The organism is Thalassobacillus sp. B23F22_16, from assembly GCF_043496955.1.
Lineage (GTDB): Bacteria > Bacillota > Bacilli > Bacillales > Halobacillaceae > Thalassobacillus > Thalassobacillus devorans_A.
Genome location: NZ_JBIEKD010000036.1, coordinates 1 through 19,588, shown reverse-complemented (window position 1 = coordinate 19,588; position 19,588 = coordinate 1). Strand labels below are relative to the sequence as shown.

Sequence of the window (19,588 nt, the reverse complement as noted above, 5' to 3'; positions counted from 1 at the left end):
ATTTTATCAGAGGTTGTCCTTATTTTCTTTATTGAAAATAAAAGAAAACCATAAAAAAGTGGTCGGCATCATTTTGATGCCGACCACTTTCCGTTTAATTTACTGGGTTTTGTCCCAGCCTCTTTTTATGCTTTATATTTTTATTGGTCTTCATTAAAGATATAAAAATTCCCTTTTGATTCCTCAAATACGAATTGTACTGCTCCATGTATATCTGTCCTTAATGTGGTCAATCCTAATGTCTCCATTCTTTCCAATACTTCTTCATGAGGATGCCCATATCGATTGTTTCTGCCTGCTGATATCAGTACTACCTTTCCTTTCAAGGTAACAAGGAAGGACTCCGAACTAGACGTTTTACTACCGTGATGGGAAGCCTTTAGGACATCAGCCCTTAAATCCGGAAAAACCTTCATTAAATCCCCTTCCACTTTGTCAGATATATCTCCTGCAAACAACCAATCCCACCCTCCAAATGTTGTAAAAAGTACCAACGAATTATCATTCGCATCGTTATAATTTCCTCCAGGGTTCAATACTTTAAAGACCTGCCCACTTAAGGAAATAACCTCGTTTCTTTTCAGACGTATGACCGGAATATTGTGCTCCAATACTTGTTTTTGCATGGCGTCTGGAAACTGAAAATAAGGACTGACTAAAAGTTTATCTATTTGGAGGTCATCGAATAAAAACGGAATACTTCCGATATGATCCGAATCTTCATGGCTTAAAAACACTGCATCCACTTTGCTGATCCCTTTTGAGTGGAGGAAAGGGATTATTATATTGTCAGCTATTCTTTCCTGATTTGCCGAAAAGTGAGAAGTGCCTGCTGCGTCAATGATGAAAACACCTTTACGGTAAGGAAGCTCTATGACAAAACTATCCCCTTGCCCAACATCCAGCATACTCACGGTCCCTTCTTTACTCATATAGGGCTTTATCGAAAAAAACACCAATACAAACACAGCCACGACAGCTGATAAGAAGGCTCTTCTCCTGTTTCCCACTTGCAGACTCGCTAACATCAGGACAAGGAAAATATAGTACACCAGACTGTATAAAGGAGTGATTCTTCCTGCAATCCACGGGTAATATAAATGAGAGTCCATATAGCGAAGCCCTTCCAGTGAGAAATGATGTAAATATAGGAAAGGCTCCGAAATACTGACAGCAACAGCCGGTAAAAAGATGGTAAGGATGCTCAAAAACAGCATCATCGGAATAACAATAATAGTAAAATAAGGGACATATATCAGGTTGGCAAATACGGACAAAGGATTAAACTGAAAAAAATGAACGAGTTGAATAGGGAGAAGTATCAATTGACTTAATAAGCTTATTTGCATTAATAACACCAAGTTGGAAGATGTGCTTTTAAACCACTTAAGTGAAAATAACAATGAAAAGGTGACTAGAAAGGAAAATTGAAAGCCTAGCTGGTGTAAGTAAGAGGGGTTTATAAGAAGAAAGCATAATAGTAGAATGCTGAGAATGTCCGTAACAGTAACCTTGGCTGAAAATTTTATCACAAGCATTCCAAGCATTGCCATAGCAACAGCCCTCAGTACAGAAGGCGCACCACCAGCAAAAAAAGCATAGAGAGGAAGTAAAGTGAAAAGCAGCCAGTAACTTTTTTCTGTAGTAATAATTCCAGACCGTGTTAATACATAAAGAATGAAGCCGATGATCAGACCGACATGAAGTCCTGAAATTGCCAGTAGATGAGAAAGATTCCACCTTTGAAATAGTTGAATAGTTGTTTTCTCAAGATCACTTGTCTCCCCAAATATCAAAGCCTTCAACCAGGGAGATATCTCCGGAGAAAGCTTGGTTTCATACTGACTCAGCAGCTTATACCGCTGCGCATCCAAAAGTGCAACCCATGAGTGCCCTATACAATCTATTTCAGTTTTATCCGTAATAATTATTTGTGAAATAATTCCTTGCTGGAGTAAATAAGTACGGTAATCAAATTCTCCAGGATTGGTAGCGGCGGGCGGAAAAGAGGTTGGGGCATTTATTTGGCAGACTGCTCCATATTTCCAGTTTTCTGCGAAGGAAGGAGGCGTGGAAGAAGAATTATGTTCTTTAAAAGCAGTTAGTAATATTTTTTGGCTGGTGTCTTGTACTTTCATGATAACTTCAATTTTATTGTCTGTCACTTTGGGTGTGCTGACTAATTTTCCATGAAGAGTGGTATCAGCTATTGCAGGGGAATTTGTATAATCAGTTGAGGTAAATAAGCCTCCGGTTACAAATGCTGCAACCATAAGGACGATTAGCCGCTTTCTTGGAAAAATATAAAACAGCCACCCTAACAAAAGGACCAAATAGATGATAGAAGTGTCTCTCTGATGAGAAAAAGTCAGTCCTCCCAGCAGAAAGGCACCTGCAAAAAGGTGCCAATACCCCCGCATTATACTTCTTTTTTATCCGCCAACGGATCAAGCGGCCACTCTTTCAGTTCTACTTTCTCTGTTCTTACACCCGCGTCCTGGAACAACTCGATTGCATAAGGGTGGTTTCTATAATCAGCATGGTAATATACTGCTTTAATACCAGCCTGGATAATCGCTTTACAACAATGAAGGCAAGGAAAATGGGTGACGTATATTTCAGCACCTTCTGTAGCGACCCCAAATTTGGCACACTGCAATAAAGCGTTCATTTCAGCGTGTATGGTACGAACACAATGGCCGTCTATAACATAGCATCCTTCATCGACACAATGTACCCCACCCGATACGCTGCCATTATAACCACCGGCTATCATTCGTTTGTCTCTGACAATTGTTGCGCCTACCGCTAAACGCTCACACGTGCTTCTCATTTTCAACAAGTGACTTTGAGCCATGAAATATTGATCCCAGGAAATACGTTCCATTATGTAAAGGTCCCCTTTTATTGTTATTATGCGCTACTAAGTGAGCTCTTGATATCGTGTTCCATTACTTTCACCTACAGAGCAATGGTTTAAAATAATTTTACATTTCTGTGTTTTCTCCGTCAATGTACTACGGAATTTGTATAGAGTCTTTAATATTATCTAATGTCTTTTCACCTATCCCACTCACTTCCAATAAATCCTCCACTGTCTGAAATAGACCATTATCCTCTCTATGCTGGACGATTGCCTTCGCTTTCGATTCACCTATCCCGTCTAAAGTTTGAATTTCTGTGATATCTGCATAATTAATTCGAATTTTACTATTTTCAGCACCCTGCGCTCCTTCGGAAACATCACTTACCATGCCATTGACGATAATCATCATTTCGTCACTCACGCGCTGGGCCAAGTTAACAGAAGCAGGGTCAGCTTCTGGTGTCATCCCTCCCGCCGCCGTTACTGCATCATGTACACGACTGCCTTCTTCCAATTCATATATACCTGGTTTTGCAACTTCTCCTTTGATATCCACCATGAGTTTCCCTTCAATTCCAGTCTTCTCAACTGTCATAGTTGCTTTAGTCTCATCAATGTCTATGAAGCCTTCTGTTTTATTTTCATTTCCTTGACTGTTTCCAAGCATAAACCATAAAACAATTCCTGCGATTAAGACGACCCAGGCATATTTCTTAATCCAATACATATAATCAAACACATCCTTTCCTATAATCCGGGCAAAGTTCATATAGATAAAACATAAGCTAACTCAAAGGAGGTATTCCATGATTTGGGGAGTGATAGGGACTGGAAATATGGGAAGTATTGTTATCGAATCCCTTATTGAAAGCGGCTCGATAGATGCAGAGGAAATGATAGTAACGAACCGCACATTGACCAAAGCTTATGAACTTAAACAAAGGCATCCTGATCTGGTCATAAAAAAAGAGTTGGCAGAATTAATCGACCAGGCAGATATTATCCTGCTTTGTGTTAAGCCACATGACATGAAAGCACTATTTAAGGATATAAAGGGCTACGTCAGGAAAGAGCAATGCGTTGTCTCCATAACGAGTCCGGTCGGAATCGAAGAGTTAGAAAAAGCGCTGCCATGCCAGGTAGCAAGAATTGTACCTTCTATTACCAATCGTGCTTTTTCAGGGGCAACTTTGTTCAGTTTCAGTGAATCTGTGAGACCAGAATTTAAAGCGCTATTGAAGCAAACGTTTAAATTCATATCCAGACCTATAGAAATCGAGGAAGACTATATCCGAGTCTGTTCGGATATAGTTTCGTGCGGTCCTGCTTTTATAAGTTTTCTAATGGAACGATGGATCAAAGCAGCGGAAGAAGTAGCGGATCTTCCAGAAGAAACGGCAACGGAACTTACTACAGAGATGTTAATTGGATACGGGAAGTTACTGGAAAAAAATCACTATACGTTGAATACTTTGAGAGAAAAAGTAAGTGTAAAAGGCGGGGTCACTGGAGAAGGATTAATCATGCTGGAGCAGCATATTGGAGAGTTATTTGAGAAGATGTTTCAAGCCACGCAAAAAAAGCATAAAGAAGATAAAAAAAGATTAAGGGAGCCATGATTCTTTCTATATTTTACATGAACTTTAATAAAAAGAATACAATTAAATCAGAAAAACTTGGCTTGTCGCCCAATACTTATGGTGAAAGCTTTAGTTTTAAAACCTTTCCAAGTAATCAAAAATCACAGGAGGCATGGATATGCTCCTGTGATTTATTTTCGTGTGCAAATAAAAAATATACGATCCCCATCCGTATCATGAAGTACTGGCTTCCGCTCCAAATCAGCTGCTATCTCTTTAATTTTAAACCCCGCCTCATGCAGTTCTTCTTTTAACACTTCTATCGAGTAACCACGCTGCATATGGAATTCATCGAAACGGGAGTATTCTCCACGAGAATTTCGCACAAAAAATGTCAGGTCATGAATAAATGTATCTGGTTTTTCCCCAGGTTCACAAAACCATACATAGGTGAGATCATCATACACTTCAGCAAATGTCTGTCCTGACATATGTTCTGTTAAATGATTAAGGGAGTGTACATCAAAAAGAAAAGTGCCACCAGGCTTAAGTACAGAATGAGTTTGCTGCAAAACTGCTCGCAGCTCTTTCAGAGAGGTTATATAATTAAGGACATCAAAAAAACTGACCACCGTATCAAAGTTTTCTAACCCCTCTAACTGGCGTATATCCTGTTTCAGCCATTGAATATCGGCTGAGGCCCGTGCTTTGTCATGGGCTATTGCCAACATATCCTCAGAAAAGTCTACACCAGTAATTTGATATCCTTTGTCAGCAAGCCGAATAGCAATCTCTCCTGTACCGCAGCCCATATCCAATATCTTATGGCCAGCGGAGTAATTCATAGTAAAGGACACCCATTCCTCATAGGGAACATCTTTCATCAGCATGTCGTACACCGCTGCCATTTCCCCATAAGTCATACGATCAGACACTTTCGATCGCAACGGTAGGAGCATCTCCCCATAGCCGCTCTAAATTATAATAGTTCCGCTCATCTTTATGAAAGATATGACAAATCACTCCATTTAAGTCAACAAGAATCCAGCGGGCTTGTTCAAAACCTTCCATACGCGTCACAGACAAGCCGCTTTCTTCAGCCTTCTCCTTTACTTCCCTCGCGATTGCCTGTACCTGCCGTTCATTGGAACCTTCACAAATCAAAAAATAATCGGCAATTAACGATACTTCGGACATATCCAAAACTACGATATCCTCGGCTCTTTTATCATCGCAAGCCGTGGCAGCAAGTTTCATCATTTCTTTACTATCCATATCCAAGCCTCCATTTTATTTTTGTTTAATTAATTGTAATAAATCATTGTAGTTATGCAAGGTATCCGGGTAAACCTTCTGCCCTTTGGACATTAAGAAAAAGATCGTATTTTGTGCGGCCTGCAGGCAAGCTTTATCCAGATCCTCTTTCGCTGTCTTCCTTACCTCTTCTACACCGGGAAACTTACGGCCTGGCTCGATGTAATCTGCTAAGAAAATCACTTTCTCCAGCGTGTTCATATTCGCTTTACCAGTGGTATGGCATGCAATTGCAGCAGCAACCTCTCCATCTTCAAGGCCAGCTTCCTTATTAAGCAGCGCTGCCCCCACAGGCCCGTGCCATAATTCATGGTGATAGCCCAGGAGGTCCTTAGGTAGTCTTGAATCTGTTTTAATCCAGCGCCGCATTTCGTCCTTATCTCTATATTTTGCGTAATCATGCAAAATAGCTGCGAGTTCTGTTTTCTCTTGGTCTGCTCCATACGAAGCAGCAAGCTCCAATGCTGTATCGGTTACGCGCAGCGTATGTTCATAGCGCTCTTGTTTTAAGCTTGCTCTGACAAGTTCTACTGCCCTATCACGGTCAAGCTTCATATAGATGATGCTCCTTTATATAATCAATTACGCCATCTGCGGTTAAATAACGGATTTCCCGTCCCTGCTTTAAACGCCTTCTGATCATCGTGGATGATACTTCTATTATTGGCATCTCCACTTCTTCTACAGGGTAAGGACTTTTTAATTGATAACCGCTTCGTTTTACTCCAACGAATTGCGTCATTTCCATCAGTTTTTTGATTTCATACCATTTAGGCAGATACTCAACCATATCTCCCCCGATGATAAAGTAAAATTCAATATCAGGATTCTGCTTCTTCAATTGTTTAATCGTATCATAGGTATAGGATTTACCATCTCTCTGTAATTCTATATCACTCACGGAAAAATGAGGGTTATCAGCTATTGCAGCCTTTACCATTTCCAAGCGGTTTTGATTATCTGCCGTAGCACCTGACTTATGTGGTGGATGATTGGAAGGCAAAAACCACACTTCATCTAAATCAAGCTGATGATATACTTCTTCCGCTATGATAAGGTGACCGATATGCGGTGGATCAAAGGTACCACCCAGGACTCCAACACGTTTCATTACCATCTCCCCTTATCAAGGAAGAACAATTTCTTTGTTTTCCTCTGATTCTTTATACAATACGATGGTATTACCGATTATTTGGACTAATTCAGCTCCGGTTCCTTCCACAAGCTCTTCTGCCACTACATTCTTATCCTCCATGCAATTTTGGAGAACACTTACTTTTATCAATTCTCTCTTTTCAAGAGCATCATCAATTTGAGCAATCATGTTTTCATTTACTCCGGTTTTCCCTACTTGAAAAATAGGATTCAGATGATGTGCTTGTGAGCGTAAATATCGTTTTTGTTTTCCTGTAAGCATTGGTTATGCTCCTTTCAATTGTTCTTCCAGCTCCCCGAGAAGCCGGCTTTCTTCCACTGAGATTCCTGTCCAGATTTCAAAAGCATATACCGCTTGATATAAAAGCATTTCATGGCCTTGATGTATCCTTGCACCTTTAGCTTGTGCTTCTTTTAAAAATGAAGTCATAAGAGGCTGGTATACGATATCACTGACTATTGTATCTTCGCTTAAATTTTTCAAAGAAATAATCTGCTGTTCTAAATTTGGTTTCATACCAACCGTAGTAGTCTGGATGATTAAATCATAGGAAGCGATTCTACTTTCCGCTTCCTGGAGTGTAAGGATATCCCCGTTCCCACTCTCAGCTCCAGCCTCCATCATCTCTCTAGCACGTTCGGAGGTGCGGTTTGCTATATCAATATGGCTAGTTGTCTCATTCTTAAGCGTATGATAAATTCCCTTGGCAGCCCCGCCTGCACCAATGATCAGCGCTTTGATATTCTTATCAAAAAGCTCAGGGTATTTGGCTCGTAAAGAATGAAGAAAACCTTTTCCATCGGTATTATAACCTATCCATTTACCATCGAGGTTTTTAACTGTATTTACTGCTCCGAGCAATTTTGCTTGTTCGTCAATGTCATCTAATTCTGTCATAATTTTTTGTTTAAAAGGCACAGTGACATTGAAGCCATCCAGTGCTTCTTTTCTTAAAAAGCTTACCTGCTCTTTAAAACTTCCCGGTTCCATTTCATACAATTCATATGACCCGGCTATGTTTGCCTGGTTCAGCAAACGAGTATGGATCCATGGTGATAAGGAATGCTTGATCGGATTCCCTATTAAACCTAACTTCATCCTCTCACGCCCCCTGACTATATTAATGATTCTCTCAACGAAACTTTTACTCCTTCTGGAGCATGGACGGTTACCGAAACTGGTCCTTCTGGAACAGTTACCCAGCCAAGTCCAGAAACGACGATGTCTGTTTTATTTTCGCTAATACGAAAAGATGTCGGCTTCATTTCCGGCAATTGCTTCATAGTAATCTTATCTGGAGGTGATAGCAACTCTCCTAAATGATTTCTATACAAATCATCCGCTTTATCTAATTTGGTCCGGTGAATCGGCAAATCATTAGAGACATAACATATGAACGAGCTTCTATCTCCTTCCTCAAAATCAAGCCGGACTAAGCCACCGAGAAATAGGGTCTGTTTTGCATTAAGCTGGAAAACCATCGGCTTTATCTCTTTTTTTGGTGTGATTAACTTCAAATCACTGTCTGAGACATAATGTGCAATCTGATGCCTGTGGATAACTCCAGGTGTATCAAATAGGGAAGAATTTTCATCTAAAGGAATATCGATAAACCCAAGGGTTGTGCCAGGGAAGTAAGAAGTGGTAATTGCGTCTTTCACTCCACTGGTACGATTGATCAACCGATTGATAAAGGTAGATTTACCAACATTAGTCGTACCAACAACATAGACATCTCTGTCCTTCCTTATTTCCTCGATAGCTGCTGATAATTCTTCTATTCCATGACCTTTGGCAGCAGATATTAAAAATACATCTTCCACTTTCATCCCCATGTCCTTAGCAGACTTCCGCAGCCAATCTTTTACTTTATTGGGATTTACTGACTTCGGAAGAACATCCATTTTATTTCCAGCCAATATGATAGGATTATTTCCTGTCAATCGCGCAAGACCAGGAATAAAGCTTCCATTAAAATCAAAGATATCAATTAAATTAACGATCAGGCTGTCAGTCTCAGAAATCTGATGCAGCATTTCAAGAAAATCATCATCCTGATAAGGAACATCCTGAACTTCATTATAATTTTTCAGCCTGAAACATCGTTTACAAATGATATCTTCACGTTCTAATGCCGAGCTGGGAGCAAAACCAGGTGCATCAGGATTTTCTGTTTGAATGGTTACGCCACACCCCTGGCAAACTATTGAAGTCATCACTTTTTTATTCCTCCCATGTAATTTTACCTTTTCTTCTCATCCACTTCAGGATTCTTCGTTCAATTTTTCGATTGAAACGCGTGAAAAAACCGTCTGTTTCCACGATTGGAACTACTAATATGGTATGGAAACCTGCAAAATTACCCCCAAGTACATCTGTAAGCAGCTGGTCTCCCACAACCACTATTTCATCTCTCTTCAATTCCATTTGCTTTTGAGCCTTTTTAAAAGCATAGGATAAAGGCTTTCTTGCACTATAAATGAAACTTGTATCGAGCGGTTGAGAAAACACTCGCACGCGTTCCTGCTTATTATTAGAAGTTATCGTAACCTTGATTCCATGTTCATTCATTACCTTGAACCACTGGACTATCTCTGGTGTAGCTTCTTTGACGTCCCAAGCCACCAGTGTATTATCCAGATCCGTAATGATCCCTTTTATTCCTTTAGCTTTCAGTTCTTCTGGTCTGATATCAAATACATTGTCAACATGTTCGTTCGGTAAAAATTTATTGAGCAATCTTTGTCACCTCATTCACTATTTACCCGTGCCTCTTTACTCCTTAACCATCATATACAAATTCAACGCATGTTTCAAAGTAAATCGTATTATCACAAAAATCGTTCGACAAATTACGCTATATTTTTACTTGTGGATAAGTTTGTGCACATTTTCCACATAACTTTGACAACATATCCAACAAAAAATACTGATTTATGCACAAGTTATCTACACCAGCATGTAGATAACTGCTCTGTTGTATGGGGGTAATTTTCATGGTAAAGTTGGGATACACAATTGATAAATGAACGGTTTGGAGAAAGAAAACACCTGATTGGAGGTGAACGTCACAGCTTCTGTGGCGGTTTATGGAACATTTAACAGACAAATTGTTAATCGAATCCTATCAAAAAGCCTTGGAATTAAATTTAAGCGAAGAATTCATTCAACTGATTGAAGAAGAATTACATAAAAGATCCATACAACCTTCCATAAAAAAAACAAGTTAATACAGTTAACGCCTAACGCACTTTTCCATGTAAAGTGCGTTTTTTATTTTTTACATATATACCGCGTTTCTTCTTATTTAATAACATTTTAGGACACACTAACAAAAGAATAAGAATTAGTTACATTTAGTTGAATAATCGAGTATTTTTTGATTACAATTGAGTGACTATGTTTGTTATGAACAGTCTGCAGGAGACTTTCTTTATATTATTCAGAGGAGGAACAGCTTGATGTTGTTTGCAGTATTACTACCATTTCTAGCATCCATCTTCATCCCATTCTTAGCTAAATGGAAAGACAGGATACATACAGGGATTTTTGTTACGCTAGTCCCTCTAGTTATATTCATCTACTTCATACAATTCCTTGGTACAGGGTTCCAGCCGGAAGCAAGAAGTTATTCCTGGATTCCGTCCTTGGATATGAATATGAATTTCTATTTGGATGGCTTAAGTTTATTATTCGTCTTATTGATCAGCGGAATAGGTACCCTGGTCGCTTTTTATTCCATTTATTACTTGCATAAGTCCGAACAGCTGGGCAATTTTTATGTATATTTCCTTATTTTTATGGGTTCTATGCTTGGCGTGGTGCTTTCTGACAACGTATTTGTTTTATACAGCTTCTGGGAATTCACTTCTCTTTCTTCTTTCTTGTTGATTGGTTATTGGAATCACCGGAGAGGATCACGATATGGAGCATTAAAGTCTATGCTTATCACCGTCTTTGGTGGTTTAAGTATGTTAGGTGCTCTTGTTTTCATGTCTGTCATTACTAATACCACGAGCATCCAGCAAATGATTACAGAAAAGAGCATCATTTTAAACCATGAATTCTTTCCTCTTATCATGGGGTTATTATTGTTAGGGGCATTTACTAAGTCTGCCCAATTCCCTTTCCATATCTGGCTGCCAGACGCGATGGAAGCACCGACACCTGTCAGTGCCTACCTCCATTCTGCTACCATGGTTAAAGCAGGTATCTATTTGGTTGCTCGTAATATTCCGATTTTTGCTGAGTCCGAATGGTTCTTCGTCATTGTAAGCGGGTTTGGAATCATCACATTAATGTGGGCTTCCTACATGGCAGTCCGTCAGACAGACCTCAAAGGGATTCTTGCTTTCTCAACAATCAGTCAGTTGGGTATGATTATGGCGATGCTGGGATTTGGCACGAAGGTCGCTATTTTCGCAGCAGTATTTCATATTTTGAATCATGCTACATTTAAAGGAAGCTTGTTTATGGTTGCAGGGATTGTCGATCATGAGACAGGGTCCCGGGACATTCGAAAGCTTGGCGGATTAATGACGTTCATGCCTATAACCGCGACGCTTGCACTATTAGCGACGTTTTCCATGGCTGGTTTCCCGCTTCCATTCTTAAATGGGTTTTATAGTAAAGAGATGTTTTTCGATGCTACATTGGATTTAGAATCTACTAGCAATGCCGTGGCAGGCTTCATGCAACAAGCATTGCCTTATCTTGCAGTTTTTGGTAGCATCTTTACATTTGTCTATTCGATGTACTTTTTCTTCGGTACATTCCGGGGAAAAGCCCAAATTTCTGAATTACCGAAAAAGCCACATGAAGCACCTATCGGTATGCTTATATCCCCTGCAGTATTAGTAGCCGGGGTGATCATTATTGGTCTTTTCCCTGAACTAATTAATAAGCCGTTTATCAGTCATGCAGCCGCTTCAATATATGGAGGAGAAATTGAGAAACACATCTACTTCTGGCATGGGATCAACCTACCATTGATTATGTCGATTGCAGTCCTGGCTTTTGGAACTATTCTAGTGCTGACTCGGACGAAGTGGGAAGCTATTTACCGGTTTATCCCTGGGCCTTTAAGTATGAATAAAGTATATGATGGTTCTGTTAAACGGGCGGAAACATACTCCGAACGTATAACTAAAACATATATGAATGGTTCGCTAGGACGGTATTTCCGCCTTATATTAGGCGCAATAATAATTATTACCTTTGGTTTTATGGCTGTTACTACTGGATTTGAATTCAACATGGCTGATAGTGCCGAGATTACAGTTGCTGAAATACTTGTGGCCATTATGATGGCTGTTGCAGCCATAGGCACCATTTTAGCTAATAACCGAGTGGCAGCGATTATCATTTTAGGGGTCGTTGGATATGGGCTTGCCATCCTGTTCGTAATCTATCGCGCGCCGGATTTGGCATTAACCCAGCTGATTGTAGAAACAGTCACTGTCGCCTTATTCCTGATGGTGTTCAACCATCTTCCGCAGCTGAAAATGAGAAAACAGGCTTGGAGTACGAAGGCTTTGAATCTCACTATTTCTATTGGATTTGGTGCATTAATGACCCTTGTAGCTATTTCCGCCCAGAGCAGTAAATTGTTTGATTCTATTTCCAGTTACTTTGTTGAAAATTCATACAAACTGGGCGGCGGAGATAATATCGTCAATGTCATCCTTGTCGATATGCGTGGGCTCGATACTTTATTCGAAATAGCTGTTCTAGGCATTGCGGCACTCGGCATCTATGGCATGGTTAAATTACGAAGCAATAAGGAGGAGGATGCATAATGGAAATCATCATGTCCATATTGGCAGGTCTACTATTTGCCACAGGTGTTTATAACCTCCTTCAAAAACAATTATTGCGAATTGCAATCGGGACAGCGCTAATATCTCATGGCGCTCACTTGTTCATTTTGACAATGGGAGGATTAAAAGGAGGAGCTCCTCCAATTCTTGTGGATGGGATCGAACAATATACTGATCCTTTGCCACAGGCTTTAATCCTGACCTCCATCGTGATCAGTTTCGGGGTAACCAGTTTTCTTGTGGTTTTAGCCTACCGGGCCTCTGAAGTGAATGGAACGGATAATATTGAAGAATTAAGGGGCAACGATTATGAGTAACTTAGCGATACTACCAATCCTCATACCTTTATTAGCTGGTATATGGTTAGCATTCATAGCAAAAAAACTACCCTTAGCCAGAGGCTCAGCGAAATTGCTTAGCATACTCAACCTGGCTATCGTCATCTACATCTTTTTCCATGTGCAGCAAAATGGCACCCTTATCTTAGAAATGGGTGACTGGAAGGCACCCTTTGGAATTATTATTGTGGGCGACCTGTTGGCTGTAACATTAGTATTAACTACCAACCTGGTTGCAGTCGCTGCTGCATTTTTCGCACCGAAATCATTATCTGACAAGCAAGAAGGCTTCTATTTCTACGCTTTCTTCTTTTGGCTGATTTCCGGGGTCAGTGGTGCTTTTCTTACCGGAGATCTATTCAACCTCTTCGTATTTTTTGAAGTATTATTGATGGCATCTTATGCATTGATTGTGTTGGGAGGAGGCAAGGCCCAGCTTAGAGAGTCCATCAAATACCTTTTATTGAACTTATTTTCTTCCATGCTGTTTGTAACAGCAATTGCCTTTATTTATGCGGTAGTAGGAACAGTTAACATGGCTCAAATTGCTGAACGAGTACAAGAAGTTGAGCAGCAGGGGATCCTGACCACTATTGCTATTCTGTTGTTCTTTGTATTCGCAACAAAAGCAGCCGTCTTTCCACTGTATTACTGGCTGCCTAACTCCTACTCTGTCCCGAACCCAGTAGTCTCCGCTTTGTTTGGAGCGTTACTGACTAAAGTAGGGATCTACTCTATCTTGAGAGTATTTACATTGATTTTCACCCACGAGCCAGGTTTGACTCATAACTTGTTCCTCTGGCTTGCAGGTTTGACCATGATTTTTGGAGTAATCGGCGCCTTATCTACCCATAATGTGAAACTGATTGTCGCTTATAATATTATCCCTGCCGTTGGATTTATGTTGATGGGGATTGGTATTTTCACAGAAACAGCAATAAGCGGCACCGTTTATTACCTGGTCCATGATATGATTATCAAAGGAGCACTCTTCCTCTTAGTAGGAGCACTTGCTCATTTGGCCGGCACTTCAGATTTGAGAAAAATGGGTGGGATGATTCATCATTATCCATTTCTCGGCTGGATGTTTTTCTTAGCTTCCCTCGTACTGGCCGGTATCCCTCCGTTCAGCGGTTTTATTGGGAAGTTATTACTGCTTCAAGGTGGCCTTGCTGAAGAAGAGGTTATCATTGTTATTGTCACCTTAGTGACCAGCCTGCTCATTCTCTTTTCCATGATCCGTATCTTCATTGGAGCCTTCTGGGGAGAGAAAAACGAAGATATTACTGTTAACAAACGTGCGGCTGATGGGTATGTATGGCCGATTGCCGGATTACTGGCATTGTCCGTTACACTTGGTGTAGGAGCAGAATGGTTCTACCCTGCAATTCAATCTATAGCTGAGTACCTGATGGCGCCAGAACTCTATATTGATTCTGTGCTGAAGGAGTAGTGATCATGAACTTTCAAATTGTCATTAACATTGTCATAGCGTTAATGTGGATGTTCTTAAGCGAAAGCTATACATTCACCACTTTTCTTGTAGGGTATATAATTGGGATAATTCTGCTCTACGTCTTACGACGGTTTATACCTGATGCATTTTATTTAAACCGTGTCTTAAAAGTAATCAAGCTGCTGCTGCTATTTATGAAGGAGCTTATCCTCTCTAACATAGATATTGTAAAACTGGTTTATAAGCCTAAACTGGATGTGCAGCCTGGTATTTTTGCATTGCCTACTGAATTAAAAAGCAATTGGGAAATTACCATGTTAGCGAACTTGATTTCTCTGACTCCTGGAACACTCTCTATTGCAGTAAGCGAAGACTATTCTAAAATCTACATTCACGCGATGGATATCCCGGATGTAGTTGAATCAATTAATGATATTAAAGAAACGTTCGAAAAAGCAATCATGGAGGTGACCAGATGATGGAGCAGATATATAACGTCACCCAATCGATGATTCCTGCAGTTGCAATCCTGTGCATCATCATCATTTCCATTTCTGTTATTATGTTGATGTATCGTGCTATCGTAGGGCCAACCAATCCCGACCGGGCAGTTGCGCTCGACAGCATCGGAATAAACTTGATGGCTTTAGCGGGTCTTATGGCTATACTGCTGGTAACTACTCAATTGAATGACGTTGTACTATTGATCGGTATTTTGTTGTTCATCGGGACCATAGCTATCGCCAAATTCTTAGAAAAGGGTGTTATCATTGAGCGGGACTTTGATTAGTATAATAATCGATATATTCATCATCCTATCCCTATTGATCGGCACCTTCTTCATTTTCTCAAGCTCGGTAGGTATCTTAAGGTTTCCGGATGTCTATACCCGGCTTCATGCCGTCACAAAGGGAGCTACCCTCGGCGTTGCCGGTATCATGATTGGTGCTTTTCTATTTTTATTCATCGAACATGGGATTATCAGCGGAAAATTGATATTAGGCACTATTTTTGTCTTTATGACCGCACCTGTCTCCGGGCATATGATTTCCAGAGCGGGTTATCATAACGGTGTTAAACTTTGGGACAAAAGTGTTAGAGATGATTATGCTGATGTTGTAAAAGAAAAACGTAAATCAATAGACAACTGATTGGAAAGAAGCCCTGTCATACGAGATATGGCAGGGCTTTTATTTATTTTCATTGTTATATCTTTATCTGGACAGACACAATTCCTCCATTTGTTACATAAGGTAACTTATAGGTTAAAAGCCCAATACTGGAGGAGGTCTGTTAGCATGTCCAGCATCCTGGGGTCCCTTATCTATTTGTTCAAGGAAACTTTCCTATTCGTTTCCTATGTTAAAAACCAGGCATTTCCCAATCCACTTTCTCCAGAAGAAGAAGCCAAACAACTAAAACGATTACAAGAAGGCGATCCAGCAGCGAGAGATTTACTGATCGAGCATAATTTAAGGCTTGTGGCCCATATTGTAAAGAAGTTCGAGAATACCAAAGAAGATACGGAGGACTTGATTTCCATTGGTACCATCGGTCTGATCAAAGGAATCGAGAGTTATTCTCCCAATAAAGGAACCAAATTAGCTACTTATGCTGCTCGTTGTATAGAAAATGAAATACTTATGCATTTAAGAGCTTTGAAAAAGACAAAAAAAGACGTGTCCCTCCATGATCCAATCGGGCAGGATAAAGAAGGAAATGAAATTAGCCTCATTGATATTCTTAAAGCAGAACATGTAGATGTTGTAGAGCAAATTCAATTAGGAATGGAATTAGAAAAGATAAAAGACTTTATTACTGTTCTGGATGAACGGGAGAAGGAAGTACTGATCGCACGTTATGGTTTAAATGCTGAAGAAGAAAAAACCCAGCGGGAAATCGCTAAAGAATTAGGCATTTCCAGAAGTTATGTTTCTCGGATCGAAAAAAGAGCTTTAATGAAAATTTTTCATGAATTTTATAAACATGAGCGAGCAAAAATGGGTACATCCACTATAACGAATGATTGAAAACAGGCATATGATAGGGTAAGAACCTAATTCAGGAGGCGATTGGCCTATGTATAATGCTTATGGTCCTTACCCGCCTTATCCGTACGGGGCTTATAATCCTGGTGGCCAATGGTATGCAGTTGTAATAGTACTCTTACTATTACTCTTGATCATTGGCGGCGGTTATTGGCTCTACTTTCACCATTATAGATAACAGGCATTAGAAAAGACTAAGGCTTTTCGCCAGATGCTTATAGCGAAAGCCTTAGTCTTTTCTTGTAAATTTTATAAAGCACAAAAAAGCAGGTGAGCGATCCATATCGTTCACCTGCTTTTATTCTTCCTCCGATATTCGCTTTTGGAAATCGGATAGTTTAAGTGTAAAGTAAAAGGCAGCCGTGAGACCTATTAGTGTCAGGGTTATCATCATCTCTTCTAAGTGATTCTGGTAAACATGCATACTGATGATGGTCCCAACGAAAAAATAGCTGCTTAGTATAATCAACGTTATGACAAATCGTTTATAATCTTCTATTTTAGTTTCTAATTGTTTCATAGTTTTCACCGATGACCACCTCCGATGATTTTCATTGTAACATGGATGATGGCCCAGCTTTGGTGGTAATTATTGTGAGATATCGTTTATTCTGGTATATCTTCTAACATATTCATTATGATATTAGCGGCATTCTCAGCGGCTGTACCCAGAAACTTATCAAATGAAATGTTTGATTCTTTACCGGCGATATCGGATAATGCCCGAATCACCACAAATGGTGTGCCGTATTTATAACATACTTGAGCAATCGCAGCGGCTTCCATTTCAGCAGCAATCATTTCAGGAAATTTGCCTCTTACAAAATCAACACGATCCGCTTCTTGCATGAATGCATCCCCTGTAGCAATAATCCCCTTTGCAGACGATACATTAAGTTTATTGATTGCATTCTCTGCCTGATTTATTAAATTTTCATCTGCAGGATACATGGCAGGCATACCTGGTACTTGTCCATACTCATATTTAAATGCCGTTACATCGACGTCATGATGAGTGACTAGAGACGAAATAACAACATCTCCTACTTCCAGCTGCTTGGCAAAACCCCCGGCAGAGCCAGTGTTAATCACATGTGAAGGCTGGTAGCGCTCCTGAAGTATAGTAGTGGCCATAGCCGCGTTAACTTTACCTATACCTGATTTAAGCACAATTACATGATGGCCTCGTAATTTCCCCTTAATAAAGTGGACACCTGCCACGTCTTCTTCGCTTAGTTCCTCTATGTTGCTTTTTAATAATTCCACTTCTTCATCCATTGCTCCGATAATACCAACCGTCATTACAAATCCCCCTACTGTCATTCCTGTTCTAAATTTGACCAATCATTTATTTTTTATCGTTTTCATGAAGGATTTCTACTTTGGTAGGCTTATATCCTTCGCCATCTATCCAGGATACATATACGCGATAATTATTCGTCTGATCTTTATTAGTTACTGTTCCAATCGCCTCGTCCGGTCCGTTTCCATCCACCCACCAAACAATCATATCGTCCTGTGACAGTCCTGCTCCTTTAGCAATGGCAGCAGTCATCTCCTCCCAATCCTGGGAACCTTCATTAAAGGTAACTCGTGTATGGTTATCCTGTTTAGTAGGTACAGGAGACCAGTTTTTTGTAATTACTTTTTCCACATTAGGTTTATTACTATCTTCTACTGTTTCTTCCTCAGATTCCTTGCTTTCTTCTTTTTCTTCTTCCTCTTTATCCTTTTTTTCTTTTTGCTCCTCTTCTTCACTTACCTTTTTTTTATCATTCTCATTCGAATTCTCTTCTTCATTTTCACTGTCATCTGAACTTTCATTTTTGGCTTGATCATCTTCAGACTTCGCTTCGGAATCATTATTCTCTTGATCATTACTCTCTTCTTCTTCATTTTCTTTTTTATATTGTTCTTTTAGTGTTATTGACTTTTCTCCTTCTTCCTCGGCAGTTTGATCACCATTGTTCAGATTTATCATAAAGAAAGCAATCAATAGTACCACCATGACAGCGGCTATACTAGCCAGCCAAACGATTGCACGATTTCCTTTATTCTTTTTTTGGCGACGTGAACTTCGTGTATATTTATTATTATTTACCATAAATAATAGCCCTCCTTCTATCCTTGTTATATTATACAAGATTCCGTAAGATGAACCAATAAATACGATACTATTAGAAAAAAACAGTCTTGTCGTCACCTACTTTTGGCGAAAGCCTTATTCTTTTCTTAAACTTTCTGAAAGTATAAAAAAATGGCTGTTTTTGTCGAATTAATACTAGTTTTGGAAGAGAAGAAGGAAGTTGACCATGAATATCTAATAAACATAACTAATAGAAATTTTAGAAATTTGGAGACGAGGTGATGCAATGAACTACACCAACTTTGATCCGGAAACCTGGGGAAACCAAAGTTTTGTAAAAATAGGGTATGATAACCAGACTAAACAATTGTGTATCGTTTTTCTTGACGAAAAAGCTGTATATTTTAAAGGTGTGGAAGAGAAAATCGTCTTTCAATTCATTATTTCGACGGAAAAGGAGTCATTTCTGCAGGAATTTCTTTGGCCGAAATATACGCATGAGTGGGGTACTTCTACACTATTGGCTCAGACACCATAACCTTTTTTAAAATTTCACTTGCTAATGCGCTGTTCTGCGCATGAGACAAAATGATGACATTTTTGTCATGACACCCCTTTCTGACCCTTCAATTAAACTGTCCTTCCCCGTGTTAAAGATAACGTCATAATCTTACCAGGCAACTAAATCATCATTATACTTTTCAAATTTTGAGCGAAGTTTACCCAATATGTTTAAAAAGGCCGATTTTATCATTGATAATATTTATAGTGGTTATTTGATTGAATGCCTGTAAAAAACAAAGAGGCTGGGACATAACTAGTCGAAAATAGTAAAAAAGGGTTCCGATCATCGAATTTTGATGATCGGAACCCTTTTTGGTTGAATTTATCCCATGCCTGGTTGGATGGCTTCCGTTCCTGGCTG

At 39.7% G+C, this 19,588-nt stretch carries 25 protein-coding genes; 11 read left to right on the top strand and 14 right to left on the bottom strand.

Annotation, left to right across the window (positions count from 1 at the left end; genetic code table 11):
- Window positions 1–140: 140 nt before the first annotated feature.
- From ACGTNI_RS18715 to ACGTNI_RS18705, 3 genes are all read right to left on the bottom strand, one after another.
- Window positions 141–2,420 (bottom strand): DNA internalization-related competence protein ComEC/Rec2, encoded by a 2,280-nt coding sequence (locus tag ACGTNI_RS18715; RefSeq protein ID WP_394464098.1) that lies wholly within the window; start codon window positions 2,418–2,420, stop codon window positions 141–143.
- Entirely contained in the window at window positions 2,420–2,887 is a 468-nt protein-coding gene (locus ACGTNI_RS18710) for a ComE operon protein 2 (RefSeq protein ID WP_062446866.1), read from the bottom strand. Before ACGTNI_RS18710 ends, ACGTNI_RS18715 begins: the two co-directional genes overlap by 1 nt.
- A 130-nt stretch (window positions 2,888–3,017) precedes the next feature.
- Entirely contained in the window at window positions 3,018–3,593 is a 576-nt protein-coding gene (locus tag ACGTNI_RS18705; protein ID WP_085508928.1) for a helix-hairpin-helix domain-containing protein, read from the bottom strand.
- Between the two features lie 79 nt (window positions 3,594–3,672).
- Here ACGTNI_RS18705 and comER point away from each other — a divergent pair, with 79 nt between their 5' ends.
- Complete coding sequence (gene comER / locus ACGTNI_RS18700) at window positions 3,673–4,485, top strand: late competence protein ComER (RefSeq protein WP_394464097.1); 813 nt, start codon at window positions 3,673–3,675, stop codon at window positions 4,483–4,485.
- A gap of 152 nt (window positions 4,486–4,637) precedes the next feature.
- On the opposite strand, the gene ACGTNI_RS18695 is transcribed toward comER, so the two are convergent.
- The 8 genes from ACGTNI_RS18695 to ACGTNI_RS18660 are packed head-to-tail and all read right to left on the bottom strand — an operon-like array spanning window position 4,638 to window position 9,655.
- Window positions 4,638–5,393: a class I SAM-dependent DNA methyltransferase gene (locus tag ACGTNI_RS18695; RefSeq protein ID WP_394464096.1), complete on the bottom strand. Its 756-nt coding sequence runs from the start codon at window positions 5,391–5,393 to the stop codon at window positions 4,638–4,640.
- Entirely contained in the window at window positions 5,374–5,721 is a 348-nt protein-coding gene (gene rsfS, locus ACGTNI_RS18690; protein ID WP_085508931.1) for a ribosome silencing factor, read from the bottom strand. The genes ACGTNI_RS18695 and rsfS overlap by 20 nt, the downstream gene beginning before the upstream one ends.
- Window positions 5,722–5,736: 15 nt before the next feature.
- Entirely contained in the window at window positions 5,737–6,315 is a 579-nt protein-coding gene (gene yqeK, locus ACGTNI_RS18685; RefSeq protein ID WP_394464095.1) for a bis(5'-nucleosyl)-tetraphosphatase (symmetrical) YqeK, read from the bottom strand.
- Complete coding sequence (locus tag ACGTNI_RS18680) at window positions 6,305–6,871, bottom strand: nicotinate-nucleotide adenylyltransferase (protein ID WP_394464094.1); 567 nt, start codon at window positions 6,869–6,871, stop codon at window positions 6,305–6,307. Before ACGTNI_RS18680 ends, yqeK begins: the two co-directional genes overlap by 11 nt.
- A gap of 15 nt (window positions 6,872–6,886) precedes the next feature.
- Entirely contained in the window at window positions 6,887–7,177 is a 291-nt protein-coding gene (gene yhbY / locus ACGTNI_RS18675; RefSeq protein WP_085508934.1) for a ribosome assembly RNA-binding protein YhbY, read from the bottom strand.
- 3 nt (window positions 7,178–7,180) lie between these two features.
- A complete protein-coding gene (aroE, locus tag ACGTNI_RS18670) occupies window positions 7,181–8,014 on the bottom strand; it encodes a shikimate dehydrogenase (protein WP_394464093.1) in 834 nt (277 codons plus the stop codon).
- Between the two features lie 17 nt (window positions 8,015–8,031).
- On the bottom strand, window positions 8,032–9,132 hold the full coding sequence (yqeH, locus tag ACGTNI_RS18665; protein WP_394464101.1) for a ribosome biogenesis GTPase YqeH: 1,101 nt from the start codon (window positions 9,130–9,132) through the stop codon (window positions 8,032–8,034).
- Between the two features lie 7 nt (window positions 9,133–9,139).
- Complete coding sequence (locus ACGTNI_RS18660) at window positions 9,140–9,655, bottom strand: YqeG family HAD IIIA-type phosphatase (RefSeq protein WP_394464092.1); 516 nt, start codon at window positions 9,653–9,655, stop codon at window positions 9,140–9,142.
- 350 nt (window positions 9,656–10,005) lie between these two features.
- Between ACGTNI_RS18660 and ACGTNI_RS18655 the strand changes: the two genes are divergently transcribed.
- From ACGTNI_RS18655 to ACGTNI_RS18615, 9 genes are all read left to right on the top strand, one after another.
- Window positions 10,006–10,146: a sporulation histidine kinase inhibitor Sda gene (locus tag ACGTNI_RS18655; protein WP_085508937.1), complete on the top strand. Its 141-nt coding sequence runs from the start codon at window positions 10,006–10,008 to the stop codon at window positions 10,144–10,146.
- A gap of 231 nt (window positions 10,147–10,377) precedes the next feature.
- Entirely contained in the window at window positions 10,378–12,714 is a 2,337-nt protein-coding gene (locus ACGTNI_RS18650) for a Na+/H+ antiporter subunit A (RefSeq protein WP_394464091.1), read from the top strand.
- Window positions 12,714–13,052 carry a Na(+)/H(+) antiporter subunit C gene (locus tag ACGTNI_RS18645; protein WP_394464090.1) on the top strand — a complete coding sequence of 113 codons (339 nt, stop codon included), beginning with the start codon at window positions 12,714–12,716 and terminating at the stop codon, window positions 13,050–13,052. Before ACGTNI_RS18650 ends, ACGTNI_RS18645 begins: the two co-directional genes overlap by 1 nt.
- Window positions 13,045–14,526, top strand: a complete 1,482-nt coding sequence (locus ACGTNI_RS18640; RefSeq protein WP_394464088.1) for a Na+/H+ antiporter subunit D — start codon at window positions 13,045–13,047, stop codon at window positions 14,524–14,526. Before ACGTNI_RS18645 ends, ACGTNI_RS18640 begins: the two co-directional genes overlap by 8 nt.
- A gap of 5 nt (window positions 14,527–14,531) precedes the next feature.
- The gene (locus ACGTNI_RS18635) at window positions 14,532–15,008 is read left to right on the top strand and encodes a Na+/H+ antiporter subunit E (protein WP_085508941.1); all 477 of its coding nucleotides are present in this window, start codon (window positions 14,532–14,534) and stop codon (window positions 15,006–15,008) included.
- Window positions 15,009–15,037: 29 nt separating this feature from the next.
- Entirely contained in the window at window positions 15,038–15,319 is a 282-nt protein-coding gene (locus ACGTNI_RS18630) for a Na(+)/H(+) antiporter subunit F1 (protein WP_394464100.1), read from the top strand.
- The gene (gene mnhG, locus ACGTNI_RS18625) at window positions 15,300–15,680 is read left to right on the top strand and encodes a monovalent cation/H(+) antiporter subunit G (protein WP_085508942.1); all 381 of its coding nucleotides are present in this window, start codon (window positions 15,300–15,302) and stop codon (window positions 15,678–15,680) included. The genes ACGTNI_RS18630 and mnhG overlap by 20 nt, the downstream gene beginning before the upstream one ends.
- 147 nt (window positions 15,681–15,827) lie before the next feature.
- Complete coding sequence (gene sigK / locus ACGTNI_RS18620) at window positions 15,828–16,559, top strand: RNA polymerase sporulation sigma factor SigK (protein WP_394464087.1); 732 nt, start codon at window positions 15,828–15,830, stop codon at window positions 16,557–16,559.
- Window positions 16,560–16,608: 49 nt separating this feature from the next.
- Window positions 16,609–16,755 (top strand): hypothetical protein, encoded by a 147-nt coding sequence (locus ACGTNI_RS18615; RefSeq protein WP_394464086.1) that lies wholly within the window; start codon window positions 16,609–16,611, stop codon window positions 16,753–16,755.
- 120 nt (window positions 16,756–16,875) lie between these two features.
- Here ACGTNI_RS18615 and ACGTNI_RS18610 read toward each other — a convergent pair whose 3' ends face one another.
- The 3 genes from ACGTNI_RS18610 to ACGTNI_RS18600 form a co-directional block, all read right to left on the bottom strand.
- A complete protein-coding gene (locus ACGTNI_RS18610; RefSeq protein WP_394464099.1) occupies window positions 16,876–17,097 on the bottom strand; it encodes a YrhC family protein in 222 nt (73 codons plus the stop codon).
- Between the two features lie 86 nt (window positions 17,098–17,183).
- Window positions 17,184–17,879 (bottom strand): 5'-methylthioadenosine/S-adenosylhomocysteine nucleosidase, encoded by a 696-nt coding sequence (mtnN, locus tag ACGTNI_RS18605; protein WP_394464085.1) that lies wholly within the window; start codon window positions 17,877–17,879, stop codon window positions 17,184–17,186.
- Window positions 17,880–17,925: 46 nt separating this feature from the next.
- Window positions 17,926–18,681, bottom strand: coding sequence for a YrrS family protein (locus ACGTNI_RS18600; RefSeq protein ID WP_394464084.1), 756 nt, complete (start codon window positions 18,679–18,681; stop codon window positions 17,926–17,928).
- 268 nt (window positions 18,682–18,949) lie between these two features.
- Here ACGTNI_RS18600 and ACGTNI_RS18595 point away from each other — a divergent pair, with 268 nt between their 5' ends.
- Window positions 18,950–19,201, top strand: coding sequence for a KTSC domain-containing protein (locus ACGTNI_RS18595; protein ID WP_394464083.1), 252 nt, complete (start codon window positions 18,950–18,952; stop codon window positions 19,199–19,201).
- Window positions 19,202–19,588: the final 387 nt, after the last annotated feature.

Bases quoted from the DNA above. Each gene is read 5' to 3' on its own strand.
- ACGTNI_RS18715 (WP_394464098.1), bottom strand. From the start codon at position 2,420: ATGCGGGGGTATTGGCACCTTTTTGCAGGTGCCTTTCTGCTGGGAGGA.
- ACGTNI_RS18710 (WP_062446866.1), bottom strand. From the start codon at position 2,887: ATGGAACGTATTTCCTGGGATCAATATTTCATGGCTCAAAGTCACTTG.
- ACGTNI_RS18705 (WP_085508928.1), bottom strand. From the start codon at position 3,593: ATGTATTGGATTAAGAAATATGCCTGGGTCGTCTTAATCGCAGGAATT.
- comER (WP_394464097.1), top strand. From the start codon at position 3,673: ATGATTTGGGGAGTGATAGGGACTGGAAATATGGGAAGTATTGTTATC.
- rsfS (WP_085508931.1), bottom strand. From the start codon at position 5,721: ATGGATAGTAAAGAAATGATGAAACTTGCTGCCACGGCTTGCGATGAT.
- yqeK (WP_394464095.1), bottom strand. From the start codon at position 6,315: ATGAAGCTTGACCGTGATAGGGCAGTAGAACTTGTCAGAGCAAGCTTA.
- ACGTNI_RS18680 (WP_394464094.1), bottom strand. From the start codon at position 6,871: ATGAAACGTGTTGGAGTCCTGGGTGGTACCTTTGATCCACCGCATATC.
- yhbY (WP_085508934.1), bottom strand. From the start codon at position 7,177: ATGCTTACAGGAAAACAAAAACGATATTTACGCTCACAAGCACATCAT.
- aroE (WP_394464093.1), bottom strand. From the start codon at position 8,014: ATGAAGTTAGGTTTAATAGGGAATCCGATCAAGCATTCCTTATCACCA.
- yqeH (WP_394464101.1), bottom strand. From the start codon at position 9,132: ATGACTTCAATAGTTTGCCAGGGGTGTGGCGTAACCATTCAAACAGAA.
- ACGTNI_RS18655 (WP_085508937.1), top strand. From the start codon at position 10,006: ATGGAACATTTAACAGACAAATTGTTAATCGAATCCTATCAAAAAGCC.
- ACGTNI_RS18650 (WP_394464091.1), top strand. From the start codon at position 10,378: ATGTTGTTTGCAGTATTACTACCATTTCTAGCATCCATCTTCATCCCA.
- ACGTNI_RS18645 (WP_394464090.1), top strand. From the start codon at position 12,714: ATGGAAATCATCATGTCCATATTGGCAGGTCTACTATTTGCCACAGGT.
- ACGTNI_RS18640 (WP_394464088.1), top strand. From the start codon at position 13,045: ATGAGTAACTTAGCGATACTACCAATCCTCATACCTTTATTAGCTGGT.
- ACGTNI_RS18635 (WP_085508941.1), top strand. From the start codon at position 14,532: ATGAACTTTCAAATTGTCATTAACATTGTCATAGCGTTAATGTGGATG.
- ACGTNI_RS18630 (WP_394464100.1), top strand. From the start codon at position 15,038: ATGATTCCTGCAGTTGCAATCCTGTGCATCATCATCATTTCCATTTCT.
- sigK (WP_394464087.1), top strand. From the start codon at position 15,828: ATGTCCAGCATCCTGGGGTCCCTTATCTATTTGTTCAAGGAAACTTTC.
- ACGTNI_RS18615 (WP_394464086.1), top strand. From the start codon at position 16,609: ATGTATAATGCTTATGGTCCTTACCCGCCTTATCCGTACGGGGCTTAT.
- ACGTNI_RS18610 (WP_394464099.1), bottom strand. From the start codon at position 17,097: ATGAAACAATTAGAAACTAAAATAGAAGATTATAAACGATTTGTCATA.
- mtnN (WP_394464085.1), bottom strand. From the start codon at position 17,879: ATGACGGTTGGTATTATCGGAGCAATGGATGAAGAAGTGGAATTATTA.
- ACGTNI_RS18600 (WP_394464084.1), bottom strand. From the start codon at position 18,681: ATGGTAAATAATAATAAATATACACGAAGTTCACGTCGCCAAAAAAAG.
- ACGTNI_RS18595 (WP_394464083.1), top strand. From the start codon at position 18,950: ATGAACTACACCAACTTTGATCCGGAAACCTGGGGAAACCAAAGTTTT.